Here is a 12258-nt window from a genome sequence, read left to right as displayed (position 1 = left end):
GGTCGGCTCCGCCGCCGCATACCGTCGCGTCCGTGAACATCAACCTCCCCGACTCACCCCGTCGCGTCCTGGCGGGCCTGGTGCTCCTCCTGGTGGTGGCAGGAGTGATCACCGGCACCGCGCTGCTCCAGGGCGGCATCTCGCCCGCGCCGGCATCGGCGCCATCGTCGACGTTCAGCGCCGAGCGGGCGATGCGGCACCTGGAGCAGTTCGCGCGCGAACCACGCCCACAGGGCAGCGCCGCGAGCGCACGCGCCGAGCGCTACCTGGCGGACGAGTTACGCGCGGCGGGCCTTTCGGTGACCGTGCAGCAGGCGGTGGGTGTCCGCGCGTCCAGCGGACTGGCGACGTTCGGCCGGGTCGACAACATCGTGGCGACGTTGCCGGGCACCGACTCCTCGGGCACGGTCGTGCTGGCCGCGCACCACGACTCGGCGGCGATGGGGCCGGGCGCGTCGGACGACGGCGCGGCGGTGGCCGCCATGCTCGAGACGGTGCGGGCGCTGCGCACCGGTGACCGGTTGCGCAACGACCTCGTGCTGCTGATCACCGACGGCGAGGAGAACGGTCTGCTGGGCGCCGAGGCGTTCGTGCGGGAGCACCCGCTGGGCGGCCGCGGCGGTGTGGTGCTGAACTTCGAGGCACGTGGGGTCGGCGGTCCGTCGCTGATGTTCGAGACATCGCGGAACAACGCGGGGCTCGTGGAGCTGTTCAACGACACCGTTCCGCACCCGAGGGGCGACTCGTCGATGGTCGAGGTGTACCGGCTGCTGCCGAACGACACCGACTTCTCGGTGCTCGCCGACGCCGGGTTCAGTGGCATGAACTTCGCCTACATCGAAGGCGGGGCCAAGTACCACACGGCGGGCGACTCGATCGCCAACCTGGACCGGGGCAGCCTGCAGCACCACGGCGAGAACATGCTGGCGCTCGCGCAGGCCCTGGGCGACACCGACCTGCGTCGCACGCTCACGGCCGACCACGACGACACGTACTTCGACGTGCTGGGCCTGAAGATCAGCTACCCCAACGGGTTGGTGTGGCCGCTCGCGGTGGTGGCGTTGGCGGTCCTCGGACTGCTGACGTGGCTGGCGAGAAGGCGCGGGCTGACGACCGTCGGCAGGGTCGCGGTGAGCGCGGTGTCGGTCGCGGTGCCGCTGGTGGTGGCGTTCGCGCTGGGCCAGCTGGTGTGGCGCGTGCTGACGTGGGCCCGACCGTCCTATGAGTCCGGTGGCGGGCTGCTGCACCGGCCGACGGCGGTGAACGTGGCGGTGATCGTGGCGGGCGTCGCGGCGCTGCTGGCGTGGTACCTGCTGCTGCGCCGTCGCCTGGGCGCGGTGGCGCTGGTGATCGGCGGCCTGACGTGGCACGTGCTGCTCGGTGTCGTGTGCGCCGCGTACGCACCGGGAGCGTCGTTCCTCTTCACCGCGCCCGCGTTGATGGCCGCTCTGGGGGCCGTCGTCGCGCTGCTGGTGAAGCGGCCGTCGTGGTCCGTGGGGGCGCTGGCCGCGGGTCTGGTGGTGGGCAGTGCCGTGCTGCCGTACTTCGCCTACATGGTGTTCGGTGCGGTGGGCTTGTCGCTGGCCGGCGTGGGCGGGGTGTTCGCGGTCCTGTTCGCCCTGCTCCTGCTGCCGGCGGTGGCACTCCTGCTGCCGGCGGCACCGTCGAGGCGCCTGATCGCGACCGTTCCGGCCACAGCGCTGCTGGCGAGCGTGGCCCTGGTGGCGGCGGGCCTGGCGATCGACAGCCCGGACGCGGGGCATCCGGCGCCGACACACCTGGCGTACGTACTGAACGCGGACACCGGCGAGGCCAGCTGGGTGAGCGCGGACGAGGCACCGGGCGAATGGACGTCGGAGCACGTCGACAGCCAGAACACCGACGCCCTGCCCCCGGGCTACCGGCGAGGCACACTGTGGACCGGGTCAGCCCTGGCGATCGAGGCCACCGGCCCGGACGTCACCGCGGTGAGCAGGACCGGCACGACGATCACCTTCACGGTCCGCTCCACGCGCGACGCCCCGTCGGTCACCCTGCGGCTGGACACACCCATCACGAAGGCGACGGCACAGATCGCCGGCGAGCCACCGGTGTCCACGACGGTCACGGGCACCCGCAAGAACACGTGGCCCTCCGAGATCCGTCTTCGGGACCTCCCGGCTGACGGCGCGACGATCACCGTCGAAACCACGGGCGAGCGCGTGCGGCTGACCGCCATCGACGAAACCCCGGGCCTGCCCGAGACCACGCCGCGTCCCAGCACGACAACCCACAGCACACGAGAGGACGGTGGGGTGACTGCAGTGGCCCGTACCTACAGCCTGTGACCGCCGAACATCCACGCTCACCTCGCAAATCCGACAACTCGACGGGGACCGCGAGCGGTGCGGGGAACGTCACGCCCACCCCCGCGCGCCACACCGAAACGGACTGTGACACGGTTTGGCGCGGGGTGTGGGCGGGTACAGAGCGCCCATGCCTACCAAAGAAGTCATCGACTACCAGCTCACCGCTGTCGATCTGTCCGCTGACCAGCGCAGGCGTGCCGTTGTCGCGGTCGCGTCGGCGGCTCGGGACGCGGAAGACTGTGCCGAGTTGCTCGACATGCTGGGGCTCAGCGCGGCGGAGGCGTTCCCGGACGTCCCCGCTCCGCGCGTGTAGTCGTCAGCTGCCCTGTGGTCTCGTGCTATCCATAGGGGCGTGGGGGCGAGACGGGGAGAGATGAGCGACGAGCAGGTCATCGCGGGCCGGTACCGGTTGGTGGAGCGGATCGGCAGTGGCGGCACGGGAGTCGTCTGGCAGGCCTACGACGAACGGCTGCGCCGCAAGGTCGCCGTCAAGCAGGTGATGGTGCCTGCCGAGCTGACCTCCTCGGAAAGCGAGGAGATGATCCGCCGCACGATGCGGGAGGGGCGGATCGCGGCCAGGCTGCAGCACCCACAGCTCATCACCGTGTTCGACGTCGTCCAGGACGACGGGCAGCCGTACCTGATCATGGAGTACCTGCCGTCGAACAACTTGTCGACGCTGGGCACGCTGCCGCCTGACGAGGTGGCGCGCATCGGCGCCGAGGCCGCCGACGGGCTGGCGGCCGCGCACGCGGCCGGAGTGGTGCACCGGGACGTCAAGCCCGCGAACGTGCTCGTCGGCGACGACGGCACGGTCAAGATCACCGACTTCGGGATCGCGCGGGTCACCGAGGACATCGGGGGCACCCTCACCAGCACGTTCGCCGGTACGCCCGCGTACCTCGCGCCCGAGGTGGCGAAGGGGAACTCCGCCACCTACGCGTCGGACGTGTACTCGCTCGGCGCGACCCTGTACACGGCCGTCGAAGGGGCGCCGCCGTCGGGGAACGACACCAACCCGATGGCGCAGCTGTACCGGATCTCGTCCGGTGTGATCACACCGCCGACCAAGGCCGGGCCGCTCACCGACGTCCTCCTGTGGTTGCTCAACGCCGACCCCGAACAGCGGCCGACGATGGTGCAGGCGCGGGACGCACTCGCCCGGGTCACCTACGAGACACCGATCCCGGCGATCGCCCCGGCACCCGCCCCGGCACCCGCGGCGATCCCGGCGCAGACACCGGCACCGGTGCTCGCGGCCGCGCCGACGCCCGTCGCGGCACCCTCCGCCGCGGCACCGCCGACCCAGCGGACAGGCAAACGTGGCCGTGCCGTTCTGTTCGCGGCCGTGCTCCTCGTCGTCGCGGTGGCGGCCGCGCTCGTGACCACACTGATCAACCGAGACGACACGCCGTCCACCGCGGCATCGCCGTCGGACGGGACCACCACGACGACGACGGACGCGCCGACCACCGAGCCGTCGACGTCGGACGAGACGACCACGACCACCACCACGACGACAACCACGACGACGACCACGTCACAACAGCCCGCCGATCCCGGCGCCGCGATCGCCGCCTACTACGCGATGGTGCCCGCGAACCGCGACGAGGCCTGGAACCGGCTCACGCCGCGCTTCCAGCAGAGCCGCGCGAAGGGCCGCGAGAGCTTCGACAACTGGTGGGCCTCCATCCGCTCCGTGTCCGCCTCGGAAGTCACCACCACCGGCCCGGCGACCGTCGAGGTCACCATCCTGTACACGTTCAACGACGGCACCCGTAAGCGCGAACGGCACCGGTACACGCTGGTCAACCAGAACGGCACGTGGCTGATCGACACCTCGACGCTCCTGTCGAGCAACCCGGCCTGACGTTCTCCCCCAAACGAGTGACGTGAGTCCTTCGACCACGTCGAGGGACTACTCTGTTTCCCCGATGACAACGCATGCGACATCACCCAGCCAGGTGCCGGTCGGGGTCGATCCGACGCGGCCGAGCATCGCCAGGATCTACGGCGGTTTCCTGGGCGGCAAGGACGTCTACGAGGTCGACCGGCAGGTCATGGTCAAGATCAGTAGTGCCGTGCCGGAGGCGGTGGACATCGCGAGAGGCAACCGCGGCTTCCTGAACCGCGCGTGCCGGTTCCTCACGCAGACGAACATCGACCAGTTCCTGGACTGCGGCTCCGGGCTGCCGACCGCCGAGAACACGCACCAGATCGTGCAGCGGTACAACGACGAGGCGCGGGTCGTCTACATCGACAACGACCCGGTGGTGCTCGCGCACGGGCGTGCCCTGCTGGAGGACAACTTCCGCGTGCGCATGATCGGCGCGGACATCTTCGAGCCGCGGCAGGTGCTCGAGGACGTGACCATCCGCAGCGTCGTCGACTTCGCCAAGCCGCTGGTGTTGCTGCAGGTCGGCACGATGCACCACGTCGCCGACGACGAGCGCGCCCCAGAGATCATGCGCGAGTACATCGACGCGCTCGCCCCCGGCAGCTACGTGGTGTTCTCACACTTCATCGACCCCGAGACCCCCGAGCTGACGCCGATCGCCAAACGCATCGAGAACATCCTCGTCAACGGGCCGCTCGGCGCGGGCCGCTTCCGCACGCGCGACGAGATCATGGCGATGCTCGACGGCCTCGAACTGGTCACGCCGAACGTCCAGGACCCGCCCGGCCTCGCACCATGCGACCTGTGGTGGCCGGACGGGCCCCGGCTCGGTGGTATCAGCGGGGCCGCGCGGTGCATCGTCGGCGCGGTGGGGCGCAAGCTGTAGCGAGCAGGCTCGCCGCCACGCTCAACCACACGGCGTGCCGGTGGTCGCCGGTCGCTTCCGTGACCGCGCCGGCCAACGCGGGCCCGACGACGGCACCGACGTTCAACGCGACGGTCGCGAACGCACCACCGAGTGACGGCGCGTCCGGCGCGAGCCGCAGCACGCGTGTGATGAGCGCCGACCCGACACCGAACGACAACGCGCCCTGCACGGCGGTGGCGGCGAACAGCGGCACGGGATGGGCGCTCACGAGCACGAGCGCCAGCCACCCGACGGGCAGCACGAACAACCCGGCGGTGAGCCATCGGTCGGGAACCCGTGCGGTGACCCCGGCGAACGCACCGACACCGAACGCCGCCAGCAACGCGGGCACCGCCCCGGTCGGCAGCCCGGCCACCCCGGTCGCGATGACCGCGAGGTAGGCGAACGTCGCGAACGTGGCGCCGTTGACGAGGGCGCCGAGCAGGAGCGTGCGCCGCAGCGGCTTCGACCGCAACGTGCGGACCTCGTCGGCGAGGTCGACCGCACGGGCTGCCGCGGGCTCGGTGGGCGCCGACCGGACCACGAACGCGAGCGCGGGCACGGACAACGCGGCGACGGCCCAGAACGCCGACCGCCAGCCGAAGAACTGGCCGAGCAGCGCCCCCGCGGGCACGCCGACGACACACGACAAGGTCACGCCACCGACGAGCACCGCCGCTCCGCGCGCCCCGGCAACGGACATGGCGACGGCGAGAAACCCGGCGTTGGCGACGGCGGCGACCACCCTGGTGGCGAACAGAACGGCGAAGTCCCCGGTCACCGCCCCCACGACGTGCACGACGACGAACGCGACGAGGAACACCACGAGGGCCCGGCGCCGCGGCCAGCGGGCACTGAGCGCGGCCATCACCGGCGCCCCGACAACCATGCCGACCGCGTAGGCGGAGGTCAGCGTCGCCGCGGCCCCCACCGGGACGGCGAGGTCACCGGCGATGGGGGCACCAGCCCGGACAACATGAACTCGGAGGTGCCTTGCGCGAACACGGCAAGGCCGAGGATGTGGACGAACAACGAGCGCTCCAACGGGAGAACGGACGAAGGGAAGCCAGGTCCGGCCGCTGAGCACGCGCGTCGAAGCCACCCCGTGCGGGGGCGGTCAGGTCAACCGAGGCGCCGCCGAACGACCGGCGGCTCCGCTCTGTCCGACTCGGGGCTCGTCACGGGGCGACACCGTACCGGCGGCAAGAGCCGGTGCACCAACGGATTTAACCGCGCCGGCGCGGGTGCGGACCTGCCGCTCACGGGGGACGTGCGGCTACAGTCGCGTACCGGAAAGGCCGACGACGACGCGATCCGGGAGTCAGCCATGGCGAGGAAGACCAATGCGTGACCAGGGCATCGGCTCATGGGCCGCGCGGCGGGCACGGATGTCACCGGACCGGGTCGCGGTCGTGCACGGCGACCGGGAAACGACCTACCGCGACCTGTGGGAGCGAGCCACCAGGGTGGCGCACGTGCTGACGGCGCTCGGCGTCGGCAAGGGTGACCGGGTCGCCTACCTCGGCCCGAACGAGCCCCGGTTCCTCGAGACCATGTTCGGCACCGGCATGCTGGGCGCGATCTTCGTGCCGCTCAACACCCGGCTGGCCGTCCCGGAACTCGACCACATCCTCACCGACAGCGGCGTTTCCGTGCTCGTGCGGGCAACCGGCCACGCGCTGACGGCCGACGTGCCGCACGTGCTCGACCCCGCCGCGTACTCCGAACGGGTCACGGCGGCGGCCGCCACACCCGTCGACGAAGTCGTGGCGCCCGACGACGTGGCGATGATCATGTACACCTCGGGCACCTCCGGCCGACCGAAAGGCGCGGCGCTCTCCCACGCCAACATCCACTGGAACACGGTGAACGTGCTCATCGACGTCGACATCGCGCACGACGAGGTGACGCTCGTGAACGCGCCCATGTTCCACGTGGCCGCCCTCAACCAGACGGTGCTGCCGACGTTCCTCAAGGGCGGCACCGTCGTGCTGGACACGTTCGACCCGGTGCGCACGCTGGAGACGATCGCCCGCAGGCGGGTGACGTACCTGTTCGGCGTTCCGGCGATGTTCCAGGCGATCGCGAACACTCCACAGTGGACAGACGCGGACCTTTCCCCGGTGCGCACCCTGATCTGCGGCGGCGCGCCGGTCCCCGCGAGCGTGATCACCACCTACCAGGAACGCGGGCTGGTGTTCCTGCAGGGCTACGGACTCACCGAGTCGTCACCGAGCGCGTTGTTCCTGCGCGCGGCGGAAAGCACCCGCAAGGTCGGCTCGGCGGGCACCCCGTGCTTCTTCACCGACGTACGTGTCCTCGACGCCGATGGTGCCGACGTGCCAGCGGGGGTGCCGGGCGAGGTGGTGCTGCACGGCCCGAACGTGATGACCGGCTACTGGGGCAAGCCCGCCGAGACCGCCGCGGTGCTGTCGCCCGACGGCTGGCTGCGCACGGGCGACGTCGCGGTGTCCGACGAGGAGGGCTTCCTCTACATCCGCGACCGCGTCAAGGACGTCATCATCTCGGGCGGCGAGAACATCTACCCGGCGGAGGTCGAGGACGCGCTGCACCGGCACCCGTCGGTGCGGGACTGCGCGGTGATCGGCGTGCCGGACGAACGCTGGGGCGAGGTCGGCCGGGCGATCGTGGTGGCGCGTGACGAGGTCGCCCCAGCGGAGCTGCTCGGGTTCCTCGACGGCCGCATCGCCCGGTACAAGATCCCGAAGTCGGTCGTCTTCGCGGCCGAGTTGCCGCGCACGGCGTCCGGGAAGCTGCTGAAGAGCGCGCTGCGCGCGACCTACGGGGAGCCGCCACCACGGTCGTGACGCGAGGACCAGGTATCCGGCGCGGTCCTGGGTGGGTGTGGCACGGCCACCATCACCGCTGGTCCCGGCGCTAGCCTCGGAGACGTGGACAACGCGATCGGTGAGTTCCTGCGGGCGCGGCGCGAGCTGGTGCGGCCCGAGGACGTCGACCTCGAGCCGGGCGGGCGGCGCCGGGTGAGCGGCCTGCGCCGCGAGGAGGTCGCCATGCTCGCCGGCGTGAGCAGCGACTACTACGTGCGACTCGAGCAGGGCCGGGAACGGAACCCGTCGGCGCAGGTGGTGGACGCGCTCGCGCACGCGCTGGCCCTCGACGAGGACGCCACCGCCCACCTGCACGCACTGGCCCGGCCCCGGCCGAGAGCCCGGCGCAGGCGGCGGGAGCACGTGAGCCCGGCGCTGACGAGCATGATGGCCGCCTGGACGACCACCCCGGCCGTGGTGCTGGGCCGCTGTCTGGACGTCCTGGCGGGCAACGACCTCGGCAGGGCGTTGTTCGCCGGTCACACCCACAGCGACGACCTGGTGCGGCTGGTGTTCCTCGACCCCGACGCGCGTGACTTCTACCCCGAGTGGGAGCACGTGGCCGTCAACACCGTCGGCGGGCTGCGTGCCGCGGCCGGACTCGACCCGGACGACCCGCGGCTGATCGAGACCGTCGGTGAGCTGTCGGTCAAGAGCGCGGACTTCCGCAGGCTGTGGGCCCGCCACGACATCCGGCGGAAGAAGAACGAGACCAAGCGGTTCCGGCACCCGCTCGTCGGTGAGCTGACGCTGTCGTACGAGGCGTTCACCGTCAACGGCGCACCCGGTCAGCAGCTGGTCGTCTACCACGCGGAACCCGGCAGCCCGTCGGCGGAGACGCTGGCCCTGCTGGGCAGCCTGACCGCGTAACCCGTTCACCCACCGAACGCCGCGTGCGAGCACGTGGCGCGTCGAACCCTGCCCTGAGCAAGGAGAAACCGACATGAAGATCGTCATCGTCACCGGTGCCAGCAGCGGCATCGGGCAGGCCACCGCCGTGCGCCTCGCGGCGGCCGGGCACCACGTCGTCATGGGTGCGCGCCGGGTGGACCGGCTCACCGAACTGGCCGACAAGATCCGCGCCGACGGCGGGTCGGCGGAGGCGGCCCGGCTGGACGTCACCGACCGCGCCGCCGTCGCCGGGTGCGTCGACGCCGCCGTCACCCGGCACGGGCGCGTCGACGTCGTGGTGAACAACGCGGGTGTCATGCCGCTGTCGCGGCTGGACTCGCTGCACGTCGACGAGTGGGACCGATGGTCGACGTCAACGTGCGCGGCCTGCTGAACGGCATCGCCGCCGCACTGCCGCACTTCCAGCGCCGCCGGAGCGGCCACTTCGTGACGGTCGCGTCGGTCGGCGCCCACGAGGTGGTGCCGACGGCCGCCGTGTACTGCGCGACGAAGTACGCGGCCTGGGCGATCACCGAGGGCCTGCGCCAGGAGGCGGACCCGAGCATCCGGGTCACGACCGTCTCGCCGGGGGTGGTCGCGTTGGAGCTGGCGGACACGATCACCGAGCCGGGCGCGCGGGAGATGATGCGCACCTACCGCGCGGAGACGATCCCGCCGTCCGCGATCGCCGACGCCATCGCGTACGCCGTCGACCAGCCCGCGGACGTGGACGTGAACGAGCTGGTGATCCGCCCGGCCCGCCAGCGCTGACTCACGTGACCGCCAGGCCGCTGAACAACGCACGGCCCGGTGTGGTCGAGTGCGCACAGGCCACGACACCCACGTCCTGTGCCGCGGCGGCGGAGGGCACGGTCGCGGTGCCCACGCGCCGCCAGGTGACGCCGCCGTCGGTGCTGATGTCACCGGTGAACGTGGTGCCCTGGCGGGTGAGCCGCAGCCGCGCCGGGTACGGCGTCGGGTTCAGTTCCAGCCGGGCCACCGCGTCGAGCGTGCCGTCCTCGTCGGCGTCCCACAGGAGCAGGAACCCGTTGGCCGGCTTGGCGACCAGCGCGACGTAACCGGTCGAGCGGGTGCCCAGGTCGTTGCGGAACACCAGGCCCGCGCGCGCGTTCGGGTCGGTGGCCGCCTGGGACACCAGGGTCACCGCCGCCGCGGTCGCGGCCACGCCGGGCTGGTAGATCGCGCCGTACTCGTCGATGCCGGTCCACATGTCCCGCCCGCCCGCGAGGACGGCGAGCTGGTCGCCGCGCTGCCCGAAGTAGGCCTCGGTGGTCGCCGCGGTCCGCAGCGGCGCGGCCACCGGCTCGACCACCGTGACCGTCCTCGCCTGCTCGAACGTCAGCGCCTGACCGTCCACTGTGTACCTGACGGTGGCGGCGAGCCGTGCCGGTTCGAGCAGCTGCGCGGGCGCGGAGGCGGTCACCGTCCAGTCCGCCGTGAACGTGGCACCGGCGGCGAGCGACGGCGTGGTCTGCTCGCCGGGTGTGGCGGCCCAGCCCGAGGGGACGGTCAGCCCCAGCGCCACCGAGGTCACCGCGACCCCCTCGCGGTTGACGACGGTCGCGGTGGCCGGGAACGGCGTCCCCGCGGCGGGGGCGCCGGGTGCGTCGAGGGTGACCGGGCCCTGGTTCGGCGGCCAGGTCAGGACCATGCCGTCGGCGAGCAGCCTGCGCCGCAGCGTCGGGTAGTCCACGTCCTGCACGGCGCGGCCGTCGGCGAGCGCGAGGTGCGCCGCGGTGGCCGCGGCGTGCCCGAGCAGCATGAACACCGGCTCCATGCGCGCGGACCCGAACGCGATGTGCGACGCGGAGAACGCCACCGGCACCACGAGGTTCGCGCACTCGCCACGCCGCGGCACGATCGCGCGGTAGGAGATCCCGTACGGTCCCGCGGGCGCCACCTGCACGTCGCCTTCGTTGCGGGCCAGCCCGTTGATCACCACGCGGGCGCAGTTGTGCGAGTCCATCGTGTACGAGGCGAGGCCGACGGGGTCGGGGGCGGTGCGGGCCCAGCGGCAGTCGTGCTCGGTCACCACGTAGTCGGCGACCATGCGGCGGCCCTCGCGGATGTACAGCTCGTGCGGCCAGCCGCCGGTCTCGGCGAACTCGTCGGCGGGCAGGCCCCACGCGCTCACCTCGGCCCGGATCGCGGCGGGCACGGCGGGATCGTTGGCGAGGTAGTGCAGCAGGCCCTGCTGGTAGGTCACGTGGTCGGCGAAGATCCGTTCGCGTTCCCAGTAACCCGCCTCGGGCCAGCGGTGGTTGCGGCCGATGTTGTCGGTGCTGACGGCGCCGTTGTTGTTGAGGTCGGTCTTCCCGTTGGGCATGGGGGTGTTGAGGCGCATGGCGTCCCAGACCCCGGCGGCGATGTAGCGGCGCTGCAGTTCGTAGCGTGCCGGGTCGTAGCCGGGTGGCCGCGGGAAGGGGCGCCGGTCGGCGGCTTTCGTGAGGCAGACACGGAAGTTGAAGGCCTGGATGCGACGGTCGCCCGCGCCGGTGTCGCCGACGGGGTCGCCCTGGACGCCGGGCAGGAGCCCACTGGTGGGGTCGCCGGGCGTGCGGTAGGGGTCGATCGGCCGCTGGAACTGGTGCCCGGAGCGGACCTGGACGCCGTTGAGGGTCTCGCCGTAGGCGGCGTTGCCCTCGCGGCCGACGGTGAACGTGACCCCGGCCCTGGCCATGAGGTCGCCCTCGTAGGAGGCGTCGATGTAGACCCTCGCGCGGAACACCTTGCCGTTCTCGGTGCGCAGGGCGGTGATCCGGCCACCGCTCATGTCCACTGAGGACAGACGGTGCTCGCGGAGGACCAGTACGCCCGCCTCGGCGGCCCAGGTGTCGAACACGTTCTCGGCCACGTGCGGTTCGAAGCCGAAGGCCTCCGGCCTGCCGTAGTGGGCGCCGACGCGGCGGTAGAACTCGCGGGACAGCCCGCCGATCGCCTCGATGCGGCCGGAGTCGGTGGCGCCGAGGCCCGAGGCGGTGAGACCGCCGAGGTGCCGCCCGAAGACGACGAGCGCGACGGAACGGCCGTGCCGCGCGGCCCGCACGGCGGCGGTGACACCGGCCGACGTGCCGCCGTAGACGCAGACGTCGGTGCGGATCTCCCCCGGAGCGGGCGACACGGGGTAGTAGTAGCGCAGGCCGGGGGCTTTCGGGCCTGCTTCTGCCGTGCCACCGGCGGTCAGGAGGATCGCGGCCGCACCGGCCCCCGCGATGGCGGTCCGCCGGGAGAATTCGAGGTCCATGGATCCGCCTTCCGCCGCCGTTGGCCGAGCACGCAACCTTTCGCACGGTAACAACGAAAGTCTGTTCAGGCTCAACAAAAGTTGCGGGAGCGAAGGACAGT

7 protein-coding genes and 2 pseudogenes are annotated in these 12258 nt (G+C 71.9%); 7 read left to right on the top strand and 2 right to left on the bottom strand.

The features are described 5' to 3' along the window. Window positions 1-32 precede the first annotated feature (32 nt). The 4 genes from ACIBVP_RS13010 to ACIBVP_RS12995 all read left to right on the top strand — a co-directional run bounded on the left by ACIBVP_RS13010 (window position 33) and on the right by ACIBVP_RS12995 (window position 5131). A complete protein-coding gene (locus tag ACIBVP_RS13010) occupies window positions 33-2327 on the top strand; it encodes a M20/M25/M40 family metallo-hydrolase (RefSeq protein WP_396106276.1) in 2295 nt (764 codons plus the stop codon). Window positions 2328-2475: 148 nt separating this feature from the next. Then, entirely contained in the window at window positions 2476-2661 is a 186-nt protein-coding gene (locus ACIBVP_RS13005; protein WP_396106275.1) for a hypothetical protein, read from the top strand. Window positions 2662-2721: 60 nt separating this feature from the next. Then, window positions 2722-4218 (top strand): serine/threonine-protein kinase, encoded by a 1497-nt coding sequence (locus ACIBVP_RS13000; RefSeq protein WP_396106274.1) that lies wholly within the window; start codon window positions 2722-2724, stop codon window positions 4216-4218. A gap of 64 nt (window positions 4219-4282) precedes the next feature. Further along, window positions 4283-5131: an SAM-dependent methyltransferase gene (locus tag ACIBVP_RS12995; RefSeq protein ID WP_396106273.1), complete on the top strand. Its 849-nt coding sequence runs from the start codon at window positions 4283-4285 to the stop codon at window positions 5129-5131. Here the strand turns inward: ACIBVP_RS12995 and ACIBVP_RS12990 are convergent. Beyond that, window positions 5082-6130, bottom strand: a pseudogene (locus ACIBVP_RS12990) (MFS transporter). The gene ACIBVP_RS12995 and the pseudogene ACIBVP_RS12990 sit on opposite strands and share 50 nt — an antisense overlap. A gap of 365 nt (window positions 6131-6495) precedes the next feature. Between ACIBVP_RS12990 and ACIBVP_RS12985 the strand changes: the two are divergent. The 3 genes and pseudogenes from ACIBVP_RS12985 to ACIBVP_RS12975 all read left to right on the top strand — a co-directional run bounded on the left by ACIBVP_RS12985 (window position 6496) and on the right by ACIBVP_RS12975 (window position 9663). Beyond that, window positions 6496-7980: a long-chain fatty acid--CoA ligase gene (locus tag ACIBVP_RS12985; protein ID WP_396106272.1), complete on the top strand. Its 1485-nt coding sequence runs from the start codon at window positions 6496-6498 to the stop codon at window positions 7978-7980. An 84-nt stretch (window positions 7981-8064) separates the two neighbouring features. Then, a complete protein-coding gene (locus tag ACIBVP_RS12980; RefSeq protein WP_396106271.1) occupies window positions 8065-8871 on the top strand; it encodes a helix-turn-helix transcriptional regulator in 807 nt (268 codons plus the stop codon). Between the two features lie 73 nt (window positions 8872-8944). Further along, window positions 8945-9663 (top strand): annotated as a pseudogene (locus ACIBVP_RS12975) (SDR family oxidoreductase). A 1-nt stretch (window position 9664) separates the two neighbouring features. On the opposite strand, the gene ACIBVP_RS12970 reads toward ACIBVP_RS12975, so the two are convergent. Continuing rightward, the gene (locus ACIBVP_RS12970; RefSeq protein ID WP_396106270.1) at window positions 9665-12157 is read right to left on the bottom strand and encodes an FAD-dependent oxidoreductase; all 2493 of its coding nucleotides are present in this window, start codon (window positions 12155-12157) and stop codon (window positions 9665-9667) included. Window positions 12158-12258: the final 101 nt, after the last annotated feature.

Origin of the sequence: Actinophytocola sp. NPDC049390, from assembly GCF_044466355.1 — a bacterium.
Lineage (GTDB): Bacteria > Actinomycetota > Actinomycetes > Mycobacteriales > Pseudonocardiaceae > Actinophytocola.
Note: the sequence above shows the minus strand (reverse complement) of the source record. Positions and strands in the feature narration are given on the sequence as shown.